The organism is Bradyrhizobium sp. SZCCHNR3119 (assembly GCF_032487775.1).
GTDB lineage: Bacteria > Pseudomonadota > Alphaproteobacteria > Rhizobiales > Xanthobacteraceae > Bradyrhizobium.
In genome coordinates this window covers 248840-267518 of sequence record NZ_JAUEUV010000001.1, presented here as the reverse complement: position 1 = coordinate 267518, position 18679 = coordinate 248840, and the positions used below count along the sequence as shown (strand labels likewise).

The following is an 18679-nucleotide window of genomic DNA, read 5'->3' as shown; positions in this document are numbered from 1 at the left end:
GGGAGATAGGCAATTTCGGGCTTTTGCAGTCCGTAACGAGATGGTTCTGACGAGCGGGTGCGTCTTTGCGCCCCGCGCGTCGTTTTGCGTTTTGATGGTCTGAAGAACGAATTTGGGACGCTTCGGTTCCGAACCTTGTGCTTCCGATCTTCGAGATGGATCGAAATTCAACCCGAATAGCGGTGGCAGCCGCAGGTTCGGAAGGTCCGCCCCTCCGGGCGACGAAATGAGAGGCCACGATGGCGCAGCAGACATTCACCGGTCGCAAACGCGTTCGCAAGTTTTTTGGACACATCAAGGAAGTCGCCGAGATGCCGAACCTCATCGAGGTTCAAAAGGCGTCTTATGACCAGTTCCTGATGGTGGACGAGCCGGCAGGCGGCCGGGCGGACGAAGGCTTGCAGGCGGTGTTCCGCTCGGTGTTCCCGATCTCCGATTTCTCGGGCACCTCGATGCTGGAGTTCGTTCGCTACGAGTTCGAGCCGCCGAAATACGACGTCGACGAGTGCCGTCAGCGCGGCATGACCTTTGCTGCGCCGCTCAAGGTGACGCTGCGCCTCATCGTGTTCGATATCGATGAAGAGACCGGTGCGAAGTCGGTCAAGGACATCAAGGAGCAGGACGTGTACATGGGCGACATTCCGCTCATGACCATGAACGGCACCTTCATCGTCAACGGCACCGAGCGCGTCATCGTCTCGCAGATGCACCGTTCGCCGGGCGTGTTCTTCGACCACGACAAGGGTAAGACCCACTCCTCGGGCAAGCTCCTGTTCGCCGCTCGCGTCATTCCCTATCGCGGCTCCTGGCTCGACATCGAGTTCGACGCCAAGGACGTAGTGTTCGCGCGCATCGACCGTCGCCGCAAGATTCCGGTGACGTCGCTGATGTTCGCGCTCGGTCTCGATGGCGAGCAGATCCTGTCGACCTTCTACAAGAAGATCATCTACAAGCGCGCCAAGGACGGTTGGCGCGTGCCGTTCGATGCCAACCGGTTCCGTGGCTACTCGACCGCCAACGACCTGATCGATGCCGATACCGGCAAGGTCGTGCTCGAAGCCGGCAAGAAGCTCACCGTACGTGCCGCCCGCCAGCTTCAGGAGAAGGGGCTGAAAGCCCTGCGCATGGGCGACGAGGAACTGCTCGGCAATTACATCGCCGAGGACCTCGTCAACCCGAAGACCGGCGAGATCTTTGCCGAAGCGGGCGATGAGATCACCGACAAGCTCATGAAGGTGTTGAACGAGCAGGGCTACAAGGACCTGCCGCTGCTCGACATCGACCACGTCAATGTCGGTCCCTACATCCGCAACACACTTTCGGCCGACAAGAACATGACGCGCGAGGACGCGTTGTTCGACATCTACCGCGTGATGCGTCCGGGCGAGCCGCCGACGCTCGATTCGGCGCAGGCGATGTTCCAGTCGCTGTTCTTCGATGCCGAGCGTTACGACCTCTCCGCGGTCGGTCGCGTCAAGATGAACATGCGCCTCGAGCTCGATGCGCCGGATACCCAGCGCACGCTGCGCAAGGAAGACATCCTGGCGGTCATCAAGACCCTGGTCGACCTGCGCGACGGCAAGGGCGAGATCGACGACATCGACCATCTCGGCAACCGCCGTGTCCGTTCGGTCGGCGAGCTGATGGAGAATCAGTACCGCATCGGCCTGCTCCGCATGGAGCGTGCCATCAAGGAGCGCATGTCGAGCGTCGACATCGACACCGTGATGCCGCAGGACCTGATCAACGCCAAGCCAGCCGCGGCCGCGGTGCGCGAGTTCTTCGGCTCGTCGCAGCTGTCGCAGTTCATGGACCAGACCAACCCGCTGTCGGAGATCACCCACAAGCGCCGCCTGTCGGCGCTTGGCCCGGGCGGTCTGACCCGCGAGCGCGCCGGCTTCGAAGTGCGCGACGTGCACCCGACGCATTACGGCCGTATCTGTCCGATCGAGACGCCGGAAGGTCCGAACATCGGCCTGATCAATTCGCTCGCGACCTTTGCCCGCGTCAACAAATACGGCTTCGTCGAGACGCCGTATCGCAAGGTAAAGGACGGCCGCGTCACCGACGAAGTGGTCTATCTGTCGGCCATGGAAGAGGGGCGTTATCGCGTCGCGCAGGCCAACGTGCCGCTGGATGCGAAGGGGCGCTTCACCGAAGACCTCGTGGTCTGCCGTCATGCCGGCGAAGTCGTGCCGATGACGCCGGACAAGGTCGACTACATGGACGTGTCGCCGAAGCAACTCGTCTCCGTCGCCGCGGCGTTGATCCCGTTCCTCGAGAACGACGACGCCAACCGCGCGCTGATGGGCTCGAACATGCAGCGCCAGGCGGTGCCGCTGGTTCGCGCCGAGGCGCCGTTCGTCGGCACCGGCATGGAGGGTGTCGTGGCCCGCGACTCGGGGGCTGCGATCGCGGCCCGCCGTTCGGGCGTCATCGACCAGATCGACGCCACCCGCGTCGTCATCCGCGCCACGGAAGATCTCGATCCGACCAAGTCGGGCGTCGATATCTACCGGCTGATGAAGTATCAGCGCTCCAACCAATCGACCTGCATCAACCAGCGTCCGCTGGTGAAGGTCGGCGATATCGTCAAGAAGGGCGACATCATCGCCGACGGTCCGTCGACCGATCTCGGCGAGCTCGCGCTCGGCCGCAACGTGCTGGTCGCGTTCATGCCGTGGAACGGCTACAACTTCGAAGACTCGATCCTCTTGTCCGAGCGGATCGTGAAGGAAGACGTCTTCACCTCGATCCACATCGAGGAGTTCGAGGTGATGGCCCGCGACACCAAGCTCGGTCCTGAGGAAATCACCCGCGACATTCCGAACGTCTCGGAAGAAGCGCTGAAGAACCTCGACGAAGCCGGCATCGTCTATATCGGCGCGGAAGTGCGTGCCGGCGACATCCTGGTCGGCAAGATCACGCCGAAGGGCGAAAGCCCGATGACGCCGGAAGAGAAGCTGCTCCGCGCCATCTTCGGCGAGAAGGCCTCCGACGTGCGCGACACCTCGCTGCGGGTGCCGCCGGGCGTGCAGGGCACGATTGTCGAAGTGCGAGTGTTCAACCGCCACGGCGTCGACAAGGACGAACGTGCTCTGGCGATCGAGCGGGAAGAGATCGAGCGTCTGGCCAAGGACCGCGACGACGAGCAGGCGATCCTGGACCGCAACGTCTACAGCCGTCTCGCCGACATGCTGGAGGGCCGGCAGGGCATCTCCGGTCCGAAGGGCTTCAAGAAGGACACCAAGATCACGCGCGCGGTGCTCGACGAGTATCCGAAGTCGCAGTGGTGGCTGTTCGCCTCGCCGAACGACAAGCTGATGGCCGAGATCGAGGCCATGCGGAAGCAGTACGACGAGTCGAAGAAGGGGCTTGAACAGCGCTTCCTCGACAAGGTCGAGAAGCTGCAGCGTGGCGACGAGCTGCCGCCGGGCGTGATGAAGATGGTCAAGGTCTTCGTCGCGGTGAAGCGCAAGATCCAGCCGGGCGACAAGATGGCCGGCCGTCACGGCAACAAGGGCGTCGTCTCCAAGATCGTTCCGATCGAGGACATGCCGTTCCTCGAGGACGGCACCCATGCGGACATCGTGCTGAACCCGCTCGGCGTGCCCTCGCGCATGAACGTCGGGCAGATCCTCGAGACCCATCTCGGCTGGGCTTGCGCCGGCCTCGGCAAGCGCATCGCCCAGACGGTCGATGCCTACCTGTCGAAGCAGGACGTCAAGCCGCTGAAGGAGACCTTGAAGCGGATCTACGGCGATGACGAGACCATCAAGACGCTCAACGACAACGAGTTGATCGAGCTTGGTCACAATCTGAGCCGCGGCGTGCCGATCGCCACGCCGGTGTTCGACGGCGCCAAGGAGGCCGACATCGAGGAGATGTTGAAGCTCGCCGGCCTCGACGCATCCGGTCAGTCGACGGTCTATGACGGCCGCACCGGCGATGCGTTCGATCGCAAGGTGACGGTCGGCTACATCTACATGCTGAAGCTGCACCATCTGGTCGACGACAAGATCCATGCGCGCTCGATCGGCCCGTACTCGCTGGTCACCCAGCAGCCGCTGGGCGGCAAGGCCCAGTTCGGCGGCCAGCGCTTCGGCGAAATGGAGGTGTGGGCGCTCGAAGCTTACGGCGCGGCCTACACGCTGCAGGAGATGCTCACGGTGAAGTCGGACGACGTCGCCGGCCGCACCAAGGTCTACGAGGCGATCGTCCGCGGCGACGACACGTTCGAAGCCGGTATTCCGGAATCGTTCAACGTGCTGGTCAAGGAAATGCGCTCGCTCGGCCTCAACGTCGACCTGCACAACTCCAAGATGGGACCGGCGCCGACATCGGAAGCCGCAGAGTAGTTCAAGTCATCAGGCCCGGCCGTGAGTGACGGCCGGGCATCGGCATCTTGCCCACGGGTCAGGGCAGGGCGCTTTATGAAAGAGATTTTCGAATTTGCTGCCGGCCCCGATCGGCATGCGAGGAGAAGACGATGAACCAAGAAATTATGAATCTCTTCAATCCGACGACGCCGGCTCAGGTCTTCGACCAGATCCGGATCTCGATCGCGAGCCCTGAGAAGATTCTGTCCTGGTCCTACGGCGAGATCAAGAAGCCGGAAACGATCAACTACCGCACCTTCAAGCCCGAGCGCGACGGATTGTTCTGCGCCCGCATCTTCGGGCCGATCAAGGACTATGAGTGCTTGTGCGGCAAGTACAAGCGGATGAAGTACAAGGGCATCATCTGCGAAAAGTGCTCGGTCGAGGTGACGCTGTCGCGCGTCCGGCGCGAGCGCATGGGCCATATCGAGCTTGCAGCTCCCGTCGCCCACATCTGGTTCTTGAAGTCGCTGCCCTCGCGCATCGGCCTCCTGCTCGACATGACGTTGAAGGATCTCGAGCGGATCCTGTACTTCGAATATTACGTCGTGCTGGAGCCGGGAACGACCACGCTGAAGGAACGTCAGCTGCTGTCGGAAGACGAGTATCTGAAGGCGCAGGACGAGTTCGGCCAGGACAACTTCACCGCCATGATCGGCGCCGAAGCGATCCGCGAGCTGTTGCGCGGGCTCGAGCTCGAGAAGCTCGAGGCCACCTTGCGCGTGGAGATGCAGGAGACCGACTCCGACATCAAGCACAAGAAGCTCGCCAAGCGGCTGAAGATCGTGGAAGCGTTCCGCCATTCCGGTAACAAGCCGGAATGGATGATCATGACCGTGGTTCCGGTGATCCCGCCGGATCTGCGGCCGCTGGTGCCGCTCGACGGCGGTCGTTTCGCGACTTCGGACCTCAACGACCTCTACCGCCGCGTCATCAACCGCAACAACCGCCTGAAGCGGCTGATGGAGCTGCGCGCTCCTGACATCATCATCCGCAACGAAAAGCGCATGCTGCAGGAGGCTGTCGACGCATTGTTCGACAACGGCCGCCGCGGCCGCGTCATCACCGGCGCCAACAAGCGGCCGCTGAAATCGCTCGCCGACATGCTGAAGGGCAAGCAGGGCCGCTTCCGTCAGAACCTGCTCGGCAAGCGCGTCGACTATTCGGGCCGTTCGGTGATCGTGGTCGGTCCCGAGCTGCGCCTGCATCAGTGCGGCCTGCCGAAGAAGATGGCGCTCGAGCTGTTCAAGCCGTTCATCTATTCGCGGCTTGACGCGAAGGGCCTGTCGACGACCGTCAAGCAGGCCAAGAAGCTGGTCGAGAAGGAGCGGCCCGAGGTCTGGGACATCCTGGACGAGGTCATCCGCGAGCATCCGGTGCTCTTGAACCGCGCGCCGACCCTGCATCGCCTCGGCATTCAGGCGTTCGAGCCGGTGTTGATCGAGGGCAAGGCGATCCAGCTGCATCCGCTGGTCTGCTCGGCGTTCAACGCCGACTTCGACGGCGACCAGATGGCCGTGCACGTTCCGCTGTCGCTCGAAGCGCAGCTGGAAGCGCGCGTCCTGATGATGTCGACCAACAACATCCTGCATCCGGCCAACGGTCAGCCGATCATCGTGCCGTCGCAGGACATCGTGCTCGGCCTCTACTACGTCTCGATCATGCGCGAAGGCATGGCCGGTCAGGGCATGGCGTTCGGCAACATGGCCGAGCTCGAGCATGCGCTGCATGCCAAGGCCATCCATCTCCACAGCAAGATCAAGTATCGCTGGGAGGGCATGGACGAGACCGGCAAGGTCGCCAAGCGCTGGATCGAAACCACCGCGGGCCGCGTGATGCTCGGCAATCTCCTGCCGAAGCATCCGCGCGTGACGTTCGAGGTCATCAACAAGCTGATGACCAAGCGCGAAATCTCGGGCGTCATCGATCAGGTCTATCGTCACTGCGGCCAGAAGGAGACGGTGATCTTCTGCGACCGCATCATGGCGCTCGGCTTCTACAACGCCTTCAAGGCGGGCATCTCGTTCGGCAAGGACGACATGGTCGTGCCGCAAGGCAAGTGGAAGATCGTCGACACCACCCGTACGCTGGCGAAGGATTTCGAGCAGCAGTACAATGACGGTCTGATCACCCATGGCGAGAAGTACAACAAGGTCGTCGACGCTTGGTCGAAGGCCAGCGAAGAGATCGCCAAGGAGATGATGAAGGAGATCTCCGTCACCAAGAAGACGGCGACGGGGGCGGATGCCGACATCAACTCGATCTACATGATGTCGCATTCCGGTGCGCGCGGTTCGCCGGCCCAGATGCGTCAGCTCGCCGGCATGCGCGGCCTGATGGCCAAGCCGTCGGGTGAGATCATCGAGACGCCGATCATCTCGAACTTCAAGGAAGGTCTCTCGGTTCTCGAGTACTTCAACTCGACCCACGGTGCCCGCAAGGGCCTCGCGGACACCGCGTTGAAGACCGCGAACTCGGGTTACCTGACCCGTCGTCTGGTCGACGTCGCGCAGGACTGCATCATCACGCAGGACGATTGCGGCACTCATCTTGGCATCAAGATGCGCGCGATCGTCGACGCCGGCACCCTGGTGGCTTCGCTCGGCTCGCGCATCCTGGGCCGCGTGCCCTGCGATGACGTGCGGGATCCCGCCACCAACGCCGTGTTGGTCAAAGCCGGCACGCTGATGGAGGAGAGCCACATCGACGCCATCCAGCAGGCGGGCGTGCAGGAGGTGAAGATCCGTTCGGCGCTGACCTGCGAGCTGGTCAACGGCATCTGCAAGATGTGCTACGGCCGCGACCTCGCACGCGGTACGCCGGTCAACCACGGTGAGGCTGTCGGTGTCATCGCCGCGCAGTCGATCGGTGAGCCCGGCACCCAGCTGACGATGCGCACCTTCCACATCGGTGGCGCTGCGCAGCTGAACGAGCAGTCCTTCGTCGAATCGAACTTCGAAGGCAAGGTGGTCATCAGGAACAAGGCGATCGCTCGCAACAGCGAAGGTCACCTGATCGCGATGGTCCGCAACATGGTCGTGACGATCGTCGACCCCGACGGCACCGAACGTGCGACGCACCGTATCCAGTACGGCTCGCGCATGCATGTGGACGACGGCGACATGATCAAGCGCGGCCAGCGCATCGCCGAGTGGGATCCTTACACCCGCCCGGTGCTGTCGGAAGCCGAGGGCACCATCGACTTCGAGGATCTGCTCGAAGGCCAGTCGATCTCCGAGACGCTCGACGAGTCGACCGGTATCGCCAAGCGTGTCGTCATCGATTGGCGCTCGACGCGTGGCGGCGCCGATCTGCGGCCCGCGATCGTGGTCAAGGGCAAGGACGGCAAGGTGCTGAAGCTCGCCCGCGGCGGCGACGCCCGCTACATGCTTCCGGTCGACGCCATCCTGTCGGTCGACGTCGGATCGACGGTCAAGTCGGGCGACATCCTGTCCCGTATCTCGACCGAGAGCGCCAAGACGCGTGACATCACCGGCGGTCTGCCGCGGGTGGCGGAACTGTTCGAAGCGCGCAAGCCGAAGGACGCAGCGATCATCGCTGAGATCGCAGGCACCATCCGCTTCGGCCGGGACTACAAGAACAAGCGTCGCATCTCGATCGAGCCCGTCGACAAGACCGAGGAGCCGCGCGAGTACCTGATCCCGAAGGGCAAGCACATCCACCTGCAGGACGGCGATATCGTCGAAAAGGGCGATTTCATCGTCGAGGGCAATCCGGCACCGCACGACATCCTGGCCATCAAGGGCATCGAGGAACTCGCGGCCTATCTGGTCAACGAGATCCAGGAGGTCTACCGGCTGCAGGGCGTGCTCATCAACGACAAGCACATCGAGGTGATTGTCCGTCAGATGCTGCAGAAGGTGGAGATCACCGACCAGGGCGACACCGACATGATCTCGGGCGAACAGGTCGACAAGATCGAGTTCGACGCGACCAACGCGAAGGCGAAGGAGGAGGGCAGGAAGCCCGCCACCGGCACCCCGGTTCTGCTCGGCATCACCAAGGCGAGCTTGCAGACCCGTTCGTTCTTCTCGGCGGCATCGTTCCAGGAGACCACGCGCGTCCTCACGGAAGCGGCGGTCAACGGCAAGATCGACCCGCTCGAGGGCCTGAAGGAGAACGTCATCGTCGGTCGCCTGATCCCGGCCGGCACCGGCGCCTCCATGGCGCGCATCCGCGAAGTCGCCGTGAAGCGGGACAAGCTCATTCTCGACGAGCGCGAGAAGCAGGCCGCGATCGTGCCGAGCACTCCGGAGCCGCAGCCGCTCGCGTTGCCGCCGGCGGAGTAGCCGTAAATCTACGGAGCGCGCGTCGGCGCGCTCCGGCGTTCATTCATCGAACGGAGAAAAGGCCGGCTGTCGCCGGCCTTTTTTTAACATTTTTTTGTCCTGTTGCAGGGGCACATCCCCGTTGTTCATCTTCCCTTCAGGCAAAGAGGCGCTTCTGGTGCCGTCTGATCCGCCATAATGATCTCCACCGACCGCCATCACGACGCGCCGATTTGCTTAAGCGCAAACCCTGTGTGGACTGGCTGCGCTATGGCCGATCGAGCCCCGAGGGTGGCAGAACCCCCTGAGATCGACGACCGGCGACGTCACGGACGTCCGGAGATAGCGGAACGCAGATGCTTGACCTTGCGATTGTAGGCGGTGGCCCCGGCGGGCTGATGAGCGCCTGGTACCTCAGGAAAAAGTTGGGTGACCTTTGCAAGGTCACGATCTTCGAAGCGTCCGATCGGCTGGGCGGCAAGATCGTCACGCGCAAGTTCGATACCGCGCCTGCGATCTACGAAGCGGGCGTCGCCGAAATCTACGATTATTCGATGAGCGGGCCGGATCCCCTGCGCGAGCTGATCCAGCATTTCGGCCTGCAGACCATCCCGATGGATGCGCTCCAGGTGCAGCTCGACGGCGAGTTGCTCGACGACGTTCCCGGCCTGCGCCGCAAATATGGGCCGAAGACGGCCGCCGCCGTCGAGGCGTTCCGCCAGCGCTGCACCGAGGTGATGTCACCGGTCGAATATTACGAGGGCGTCGGCGCGCACGATAACGAGCATCCCTGGGCCTATGTCTCCTGCGAGGAGCTGCTCGACAAGGAAGTCGATGATCCCACCGCCAAGCGCTTCTTCAAGGTGATGGCGCGCTCCGACATCGCGACCGAGGCCCACAGCACCAATGGGCTGAATGCGCTGAAGAACTTCGTGATGGATATCGACGGCTATATCGGCCTGTATTCCATCCAGAACGGCAATGAGCAGCTGATCGAGGGCTTGCGCTCCGAGGTCGACGCCGACATCCAGCTCAATCATCGTGTGCTGAAGGTCGGCAAGACCGCGTCCGGCCGCTACCGGATCAACATGATGAACGGCAAGGGGCCGGAGACGCGGGAGTTCGACTTGGTGCTGGTCTGCCTGCCGCATTCCTGGCTTGCCACCCTCGGCTGGGAAGGTGAAAGCCTGCGTAAGTCGATGGTCAAGCACGTCGCCTATTTCGACCGTCCTGCGCATTACTTGCGCGTCTCGATCCTGTTCGATGAGCCGTTCTGGGGTGACAAGATCCCGGGCTCCTGGTTCATGTCGGAAGCGTTCGGCGGCTGCTGCATCTACAATGAGGGCTCGCGCCATGATGTCGGCCGGCACGGCGTCCTGAACTGGCTGATTGCCGGCTCGGATGCGCTCGCCTTCGCCAATCTGTCAGATCAGGAATTGATCGACGCTGCGCTGAAATCGCTGCCGGCGGCGTTTGGCGACGCCCGCGCGCATTTCATGGAAGGCAAGATCCATCGTTGGCTGTCGTCGGTGAACGCCTTGCCGGGCGGCTTGCCGGTGCGCGATGTCATGACCAATCATCGGCCCGATCCGAAGGAGCATCCCGGCATCGTGCTGGTCGGCGACTATCTGTTCGATTCGACCTTGAACGGTCTGCTCGATTCGTCGGACGCCGCGACCGACATCATCCTGACCGAGATGATACGGCTGCGTCGCGCCCGGGCGCAGTCCGAGAAGCCGCTCTCGGACAAGATCGATCGCGAGTATTTCGAGAACTATCGCGGGCAAGGGCCTTATAGCGAGGCCTGGCAGCAATTCACCGATCCGGCCTATCTGACCGACCTGATCAAGATCGTCTGGAACCGCGCCCGCGGCTACAAGCTCCTGGTTGCCGGGTCGGCGAGCGGCGAACTGGTCGGCGCGTTGCGCGACCGCGGTATCGATGCCTGGGGCATCGAGAACAACCGCTACATCCATGGCAAGACGCCGAAGGCGCTGAAGAAGTTCAACAAGCTCGGTTCGGTCACCGACATGCCGTTCAAGGATGGCGAGTTCGACTTCGTGTTCGAAACCAGCCTCTGCCATGTGGCGGAAAGGCAGGTGCCTCGCGCAATCCGCGAACTCAACCGCGTGGTCAAGACGGGCCTGGTGTTCGGCTCCATCACCTCCGACATGGCGCCGGCGCTGATCGACCGCTACGATCTGTTGCGGGGCGTGAAGAAGCTCGGCACCTGGTGGGAATGGTCGGAGCTGTTCTTCGGCAACGGCTTCGACCTGTCGATGCATCGCCACGACTGTACCGACGCATTGTGGGCGGCGACGCTGGCCGCCAACAAGGGGCCGGGCCACTGGTATGCCGACGCGGACAGCCTGCGCTATTCGTTCTTTGACAAGGTCAAGGACGAGGACTGAGGCGGCCGCGCCTGTCGTGCCCCTATGTGCCGGGGGCATGTTCCGAAAAACGGAAGCCGGACGGCAAATGCCCGCCCGACTGTGCAGAAGGCCCGCGAGCAACGGTCTTCTGTCATCCATGATGCGTCGCGTTGTCGTGGGAATGCTGGCTGCGGCGGATCGCAGATGTTAAAGCCGGAGCGCTCGAGTCTTCTACGGTCAGGCCGGCCGTGCAGCATCGGTTGGTTCAATGGCGTCCAAAACTTCAATGTCTGACGGTCGGCAACCTGCGTCCGAAGGCGATCCCGCCTCGGATCCGGCCAAGCTCGTTGTGGCCAAATCCGAAGCCCTCAAGACCGAAGCTCCAAAGACGGGCGCGCCGAAACCTGCCGTGCCCAAAGGGCCGGCCGCCGGCAAACCGCCGGCTCCGGTCGACGATGAGGATGACGAGGACGAAGACGAAGACGAGCAGGACGAGGAGGAGGAGGGCCTCGACCTCGATGATGATGACGACGACGAAGACCTCGTCGTCTTTACTGCACGCGAAGCCGCCGGTGCGTTGGCGACGGTCTATGGCTTCGTCGCGCCGCTGCTGGCCAAATACAAGAAGATGCTGGCCTTCGTCACCTTGGGCGTCCTTGTCGAGACGCTGTTCAACGTGATCATGCCGCTCAGCCTCAAGTTCCTGATCGACGACGCGCTCGGCGAGGAGGATTTCGAGGCGCTCTATCGCATCCTAGGCGTGCTCGCCGCCGCCGGCATCTTCACCTCGATCGTCGCTGTGCTGTACGAGCGCTGGGACGCGCGGCTCGCCGCCTGCGTCATCTCGGATGTGCGCACGCGGCTGTTCGAGCACGTCCAGAATCTCCCTGCAGCCTATTTTCAGCGGACCAAGCGCGGCGAGATCCTGTCGCGTTTCTCCGTCGACATGTCGGCGTTCGAAGGGGTGGTGAAGAGCTTCTCGAACAGCGCGGCACTGCCGTTTCTGGAACTGATCGCGGGCATCATCCTGATGCTCTTCCTGAACTGGCAGCTGGCCGTGGTGGCGCTCCTGGTGTTTCCGATCACGCTGATCGGCCCGCGGATTCTGACGCCCATGGCGGTGGTGGCCAATTACGAGCAGAAGGTCAACGAGTCCTCGCTGCTCGGCGTGATCCACGAGAACATCGCAGCTCAGGCGGTGATCAAGGCGTTCAGTCTGCACCGCAAGGTGTTCGGCTGGTTCACCCTGCGCAATGACGCGGCCCGGCAGAAGATGGCCTCTGCCATGTTCCTGTCGACCATGGTCGAGCGCACCGTGACGATCGCGGTGCTGTTGCTCCACCTCGTGGTGCTGGCGCTCGGCGCCTATCTCGCCACCAAGGGCCAGATCACGGTCGGGACCTTCGTCACCTTCGAAAGCGCGTTCTGGGAGGTGTCCTACAACATCGCCCATGTCATGCATTTCATTCCGGTGTCGATCTCGTCCGCCGCGGCCATCCGCCATATGCAGGAGCTTTTGGACGAGCCGACCCGTGGCGCAGACCGTCCGGGCGCGCCGGACCTGCCGCGCATCAGCCACGACATCACCTTCGAGCGCGTCACCTTCCAATACGAGGGCAGCGCGACGCCGGTGCTCGACAATCTCAGCCTCAAGCTTGAGGTCGGCAAGCGGATTGCGATCGTCGGCCCGTCAGGCTCGGGCAAGAGCACGCTGCTCAACCTGATCCTGCGGCTCTATGTTCCGGACGAAGGGCGCGTCACCATCGACGGCGTCGACATCCGCAAGGTGACCCGCGACTCGCTGCGCCGGAGCATGGCGGTCGTGTTCCAGGAGAACATGTTGTTCAACATGTCGCTGCGGGAGAACATCCGACTCGGTAAGGAGGGCGCAACCGACGCCGAGGTCGTGGAAGCCGCGAAGAAGGCCGAGATCCACCGCTACATCATGAGCCTGCCGCAGAAATACGATACGTTGGTGGGTGAACGCGGCGACACGCTGTCGGGCGGGCAGCGCCAGCGCATCGCCATTGCGCGGGCGATCATCCGCAATCCCTCGGTGCTGCTGCTGGACGAGGCGACCTCGGCGCTCGACCAGACCACCGAGGCTGCCATCAACCACACGCTGCTGAAGGTCGCCAAGGGCCGTACCATGATCTGGTCGACCCATCGCCTGACCTCGGTCGTCGAGATGGACGAGATCATCGTGATCTCCGGCGGCCGCGCGATCGAGCGCGGCACTCATGCTGAACTGCTCGCCAAGAACGGGGTCTATCGCAAGCTCTGGGACGACCAAGGGCACATGCCGCAGACGGCCGATTCGGCCAATCGGACCGATCCCGACGATGATGATGACGACGAGGACGACGACGCGGCGTGAACGGGATCGTCGCGCGGGGTGGTGGCCGGCCATTTGCGTGGGTTGCGTAGGCCGGGGCGGTCGGCGAATCCCATCGCGGCAGAATCGATCTGTCTGCGGCGCCAAGCGCCTCCGGGCGCCCTGACGAACTTGCGATTCCCGGCGCCCCGTCTGCATGCTCCTGATCTGAATTCGAAAAAATCAAATAAAATCAATTACTTTTCCGAGATCTTCAATCCGAAGCTCGCAAAGCGAATCGACCGCGAAAGGGCGCGAACTGTTGGAATCGCAGCGCCGGCGAGCGCAAAATCCAGCGGATCTGGCCGTCAAGATCGGCGAGGGGGCGCAGTTCGGCGGCGACGCCGACAGGACAAGCCGGCCGGCCGCCGCCAAGGGATGACGGTCCTCGATGCCAACACCTGCGCTGTCTTTGGTGGCCGCTCGATGCTGCCTTGCGGAATGCAAAGAAAGACTTATCTCGTTGGAACATCGGTATATTCTCAATCGGATGCACATGCGGACAGGCGCCCTCGCGGGGGTACGTCCCGGCTCGGGCCGCCGCCTGCGGTGCCGCGGAAAGCGCAGCTGCCAGAGGCCTTTCTTCTGGTCTCTTGCAGCATCGTTTTGCTTGACTTGGGTATTTACCGCTTATAAAACGCGCCCACTTAACGACAGGCGGTGAGCTTCGCCAGCGTCGGTACGGAACACCCGGACCACCCCGAAACGGGCAGGGATGGGCACCACCCTCGACGAATGCCGCTCAAACGCTGTCGATTATAGCTAGGCAATGCCAGGACGATTTTAGTTCTCTTGAGCAAGTCCTCTTGAGATCGAATTCGGATGCATGACCTCAGGTGGTGGCCGTCGGCTGTGCCGACCGGCTCTGACTGCGGTCCTCTGTGGCGTCAAGCGCTTTCCGTTCAGCGATGAGCGGTTGGCGCGCTTTCGCTTTGCGCAGATGTTTTTCGCGCTGGCGGCCCGGTGAGGCGGGGAACCTCAGTAGGAATTTGCGGGCGCCACGCGACGTGGTTTTCGTAAGAACGTTGAGAAGGGTGAAGGCCAAGATGCCGACGATCAACCAGCTGATCGCAAATCCGCGCGTTGTGCAGAAGTCGCGCAAGAAGGTGCCGGCGCTGCAGCAGTCGCCGCAGAAGCGCGGTGTTTGCACGCGCGTCTACACCACGACGCCGAAGAAGCCGAACTCGGCGCTTCGTAAGGTCGCCAAGGTGCGCCTGACCAACGGCTTCGAGGTGATCGGTTACATCCCGGGTGAAGGCCATAACCTTCAGGAGCACTCGGTGGTCATGATCCGCGGTGGTCGCGTCAAGGACTTGCCGGGCGTGCGCTACCACATTCTCCGCGGCGTCTTGGATACCCAGGGCGTCAAGAACCGTAAGCAGCGCCGTTCGAAGTACGGCGCCAAGCGGCCCAAGTAAGACGTTCGAGATAAGCGGGAACAGAACACATGTCGCGTCGCCACTCTGCCGAAAAGCGTGAAGTGCTTCCGGATCCGAAGTTCGGGAACGTCGTCATTACGAAGTTCATGAACTCGGTGATGTATGCCGGCAAGAAGTCGGTCGCCGAAAGCATCGTTTACGGCGCGCTCGGCATCATCGAGAGCAAGACCAAGCAGAATCCGCTGACGGTGTTCGAGCAGGCGCTCGACAACGTGATGCCGACCATCGAGGTGCGCTCCCGCCGCGTCGGCGGTGCGACCTACCAGGTTCCGGTCGAAGTGCGTTCGACGCGTCGGCAGGCTTTGGGAATTCGTTGGCTGATCTCCGCGGCGCGCGATCGCAACGAGAAGACGATGACCGAGCGGCTCTCGGCGGAGCTACTCGACGCCTCGAACAACCGGGGGAACGCCGTCAAGAAGCGTGAAGACGTGCATCGCATGGCGGAAGCCAACCGCGCCTTCTCGCACTATCGCTGGTAACGGCGACCCGAACGGAAATTTAGGAACAGGTCCATGCCCCGCCAACATGCCATCGAGGACTACCGTAACTTCGGTATCATGGCGCATATCGACGCCGGTAAGACCACGACCACCGAGCGCATTCTGTATTACACCGGCAAGAGCCACAAAATCGGCGAGGTGCACGAGGGTGCCGCGACGATGGACTGGATGGAGCAGGAGCAGGAGCGCGGCATCACGATCACGTCGGCCGCGACCACCGCGTTCTGGAACGGCAAGCGTCTGAACATCATCGATACGCCCGGCCACGTCGACTTCACCATCGAGGTGGAGCGTTCGTTGCGCGTGCTGGACGGCGCCGTGTGCGTGCTCGACTCCAACCAGGGCGTCGAGCCGCAGACCGAGACCGTGTGGCGCCAGGGCGACAAGTACAAGGTGCCGCGCATCGTCTTCGCCAACAAGATGGACAAGACCGGTGCCGACTTCTTCAAGTGCCTGGCGGACATCGTCGATCGCCTGGGCGCGAAGCCGGTTGCGATCCAGCTGCCGATCGGTGCTGAGAACAATTTCAAGGGCGTTGTCGACCTCGTGAAGATGCAGGGCATCGTCTGGAACGACGAGTCGCTCGGTGCGAAGTTCGACTATGTCGACATTCCGGCGGATCTTGCCGACCAGGCCAAGGAATATCGCGAGAAGCTGGTGGAAGCCGCCGTCGAGCTCGACGACGACGCCATGGCTGCATATCTCGACGGCAAGGAGCCGGACGAGGCGACCTTGAAGAAGCTGCTCCGCAAAGCGGTTCTGACCGGCGCCTTCTATCCGGTGCTATGCGGCTCGGCCTTCAAGAACAAGGGCGTGCAGCCGCTGCTCGACGCCGTTGTCGACTATCTGCCGTCGCCGCTCGACGTGCCTGCGATCAAGGGCACTGACGACAAGGGCAACGAAGTCGTGCGCAAGGCGGACGACAAGGAGCCGCTGTCGCTGCTCGCGTTCAAGATCATGGACGACCCGTTCGTTGGCACCATCACCTTCTGCCGCATCTATTCGGGCATCCTGCAGAGCGGCACCGGCGTCGTGAACTCGACCCGCGAGAAGAAGGAGCGTATCGGCCGCATGCTCTTGATGCACGCGAACAATCGCGAGGACATCAAGGAAGCCTATGCCGGCGACATCGTCGCGCTGGCTGGCCTCAAGGAAGCGCGCACCGGTGATACGCTCTGCGATCCGACCCACCAGGTGATCCTGGAAAAGATGGAATTCCCGGAGCCGGTGATCGAGATCGCGATCGAGCCGAAATCGAAGGCGGACCAGGAGAAGCTCGGCATCGCGCTGGCGAAGCTGGCGGCGGAGGATCCGTCGTTCCGGGTGTCGACCGATCACGAGTCCGGCCAGACCATCCTGAAGGGCATGGGCGAGCTTCATCTCGACATCAAGGTCGACATCTTGAAGCGGACCTACAAGGTGGACGCCAATATCGGCGCGCCGCAGGTGGCGTTCCGTGAGCGCATCACCAAGCCTGCCAATGTGGATTACACCCACAAGAAGCAGACCGGCGGCACCGGCCAGTTCGCGGCCGTCTCGCTGGTGGTCGAGCCGAACGAGCCGGGCGGCGGCTATGTGTTCGAATCCAAGATCGTCGGTGGTGCGGTTCCGAAGGAATACATCCCCGGTGTTGAGAAGGGCATCGAGAGCGTGCTCGGCTCTGGCGTGGTCGCCGGCTTCCCGGTGGTCGACGTCAAGGTGGCGCTGGTCGACGGTAAGTATCACGACGTCGACTCTTCGGCGCTGGCCTTCGAAATCGCATCGCGCGCGGCCTTCCGCGAGGCGCTGCAGAAGGGCAAATCGGTTCTGCTCGAGCCGATCATGAAGGTCGAAGTGGTGACGCCGGAAGACTACACCGGTTCCGTCATCGGCGACTTGAACTCGCGGCGTGGCCAGATCCAGGGCCAGGACATGCGCGGCAATGCCAACGTCATCAACGCGATGGTGCCGCTCATGAACATGTTCGGTTACGTGAATAACCTGCGCTCGATGAGCCAGGGGCGCGCGACCTTCACGATGCAGTTCGACCACTACGCGGAAGCGCCGGCCAACGTGTCGGCGGAAGTCCAGAAGAAGTTTGCCTGATTGTCGTTAGCTCAAGTTAGCGACTGAACGGAGAGTCAAATGGCCAAAGCAAAGTTTGAACGTAACAAACCGCACTGCAACATCGGCACCATCGGTCACGTCGACCACGGCAAGACGTCGCTGACGGCTGCGATCACCAAGATCCTGGCCGAGACCGGTGGCGCGACGTTCACTGCATACGACCAGATCGACAAGGCGCCGGAAGAGAAGGCCCGCGGCATCACCATCTCGACCGCGCACGTCGAGTACGAGACCAAGAACCGCCACTACGCGCACGTCGACTGCCCCGGCCACGCCGACTACGTGAAGAACATGATCACCGGCGCCGCCCAGATGGACGGTGCGATCCTGGTCGTGTCGGCTGCTGACGGCCCGATGCCGCAGACCCGCGAGCACATCCTGCTCGCCCGCCAGGTCGGCGTTCCGGCGCTGGTCGTGTTCCTCAACAAGTGCGACATGGTCGACGATCCGGAGCTGCTCGAGCTCGTCGAGCTCGAGGTCCGCGAGCTGCTCTCGAAGTACGAATTCCCGGGCGACAAGATCCCGATCATCAAGGGTTCGGCGCTCGCCGCTCTGGAAGATTCGGACAAGAAGCTCGGTCACGACGCGATCCTCGAGCTGATGCGCAATGTCGACGAGTACATTCCGCAGCCGGAGCGTCCGATCGACCAGCCGTTCCTGATGCCGGTGGAAGACGTGTTCTCGATCTCGGGCCGCGGCACCGTGGTGACCGGCCGTGTCGAGCGCGGCATCATCAAGGTTGGCGACGAAATCGAGATCGTCGGCATCCGTCCGACCCAGAAGACCACGGTCACCGGCGTAGAGATGTTCCGCAAGCTGCTCGATCAGGGTCAGGCGGGCGATAACATCGGCGCGCTGCTTCGCGGCACCAAGCGCGAGGAAGTCGAGCGCGGCCAGGTGCTGTGCAAGCCGGGTTCGGTCAAGCCGCACACCAAGTTCAAGGCTGAGGCTTACATCCTCACCAAGGAAGAGGGCGGCCGTCACACGCCGTTCTTCACCAACTACCGTCCGCAGTTCTACTTCCGCACGACCGACGTGACCGGTGTCGTGCATCTGCCGGAAGGCACCGAGATGGTGATGCCGGGCGACAACATCGCGATGGAAGTGCACCTGATCGTGCCGATCGCGATGGAGGAGAAGCTGCGCTTCGCCATCCGCGAGGGTGGTCGCACCGTCGGCGCCGGCGTCGTCGCCGCGATCATCGAGTAACAAGCGATAGG

At 62.6% G+C, this 18679-nt stretch carries 8 protein-coding genes; all 8 read left to right on the top strand.

From position 1 onward, the window contains the following. Nucleotides 1-239 precede the first annotated feature (239 nt). The 8 genes from rpoB (at nucleotide 240) to tuf (ending at nucleotide 18668) form a co-directional block, all read left to right on the top strand. On the top strand, nucleotides 240-4358 hold the full coding sequence (gene rpoB / locus QX034_RS01310; RefSeq protein ID WP_315705631.1) for a DNA-directed RNA polymerase subunit beta: 4119 nt from the start codon (nucleotides 240-242) through the stop codon (nucleotides 4356-4358). Between the two features lie 131 nt (nucleotides 4359-4489). Beyond that, nucleotides 4490-8689, top strand: a complete 4200-nt coding sequence (rpoC, locus tag QX034_RS01305; RefSeq protein WP_315705632.1) for a DNA-directed RNA polymerase subunit beta' — start codon at nucleotides 4490-4492, stop codon at nucleotides 8687-8689. 335 nt (nucleotides 8690-9024) lie between these two features. Further along, the gene (locus QX034_RS01300) at nucleotides 9025-11079 is read left to right on the top strand and encodes an FAD-dependent oxidoreductase (RefSeq protein ID WP_315705633.1); all 2055 of its coding nucleotides are present in this window, start codon (nucleotides 9025-9027) and stop codon (nucleotides 11077-11079) included. Nucleotides 11080-11308: 229 nt separating this feature from the next. Next, on the top strand, nucleotides 11309-13417 hold the full coding sequence (locus tag QX034_RS01295; protein ID WP_315705634.1) for an ABC transporter ATP-binding protein: 2109 nt from the start codon (nucleotides 11309-11311) through the stop codon (nucleotides 13415-13417). Nucleotides 13418-14460: 1043 nt separating this feature from the next. Next, nucleotides 14461-14832, top strand: coding sequence for a 30S ribosomal protein S12 (rpsL, locus tag QX034_RS01290; RefSeq protein WP_008969396.1), 372 nt, complete (start codon nucleotides 14461-14463; stop codon nucleotides 14830-14832). A 29-nt stretch (nucleotides 14833-14861) separates the two neighbouring features. Next, nucleotides 14862-15332, top strand: a complete 471-nt coding sequence (gene rpsG, locus QX034_RS01285; protein ID WP_315729537.1) for a 30S ribosomal protein S7 — start codon at nucleotides 14862-14864, stop codon at nucleotides 15330-15332. Between the two features lie 33 nt (nucleotides 15333-15365). Then, entirely contained in the window at nucleotides 15366-17438 is a 2073-nt protein-coding gene (gene fusA / locus QX034_RS01280) for an elongation factor G (RefSeq protein WP_315705636.1), read from the top strand. Between the two features lie 39 nt (nucleotides 17439-17477). Continuing rightward, nucleotides 17478-18668 (top strand): elongation factor Tu, encoded by a 1191-nt coding sequence (gene tuf / locus QX034_RS01275; RefSeq protein ID WP_315705638.1) that lies wholly within the window; start codon nucleotides 17478-17480, stop codon nucleotides 18666-18668. The last annotated feature ends 11 nt before the right edge of the window (nucleotides 18669-18679 follow it).

Coding starts and splice junctions, on each gene's coding strand:
- rpoB (WP_315705631.1), top strand. CDS start 240: ATGGCGCAGCAGACATTCACCGGTCGCAAACGCGTTCGCAAGTTTTTT.
- rpoC (WP_315705632.1), top strand. CDS start 4,490: ATGAACCAAGAAATTATGAATCTCTTCAATCCGACGACGCCGGCTCAG.
- QX034_RS01300 (WP_315705633.1), top strand. CDS start 9,025: ATGCTTGACCTTGCGATTGTAGGCGGTGGCCCCGGCGGGCTGATGAGC.
- QX034_RS01295 (WP_315705634.1), top strand. CDS start 11,309: ATGGCGTCCAAAACTTCAATGTCTGACGGTCGGCAACCTGCGTCCGAA.
- rpsL (WP_008969396.1), top strand. CDS start 14,461: ATGCCGACGATCAACCAGCTGATCGCAAATCCGCGCGTTGTGCAGAAG.
- rpsG (WP_315729537.1), top strand. CDS start 14,862: ATGTCGCGTCGCCACTCTGCCGAAAAGCGTGAAGTGCTTCCGGATCCG.
- fusA (WP_315705636.1), top strand. CDS start 15,366: ATGCCCCGCCAACATGCCATCGAGGACTACCGTAACTTCGGTATCATG.
- tuf (WP_315705638.1), top strand. CDS start 17,478: ATGGCCAAAGCAAAGTTTGAACGTAACAAACCGCACTGCAACATCGGC.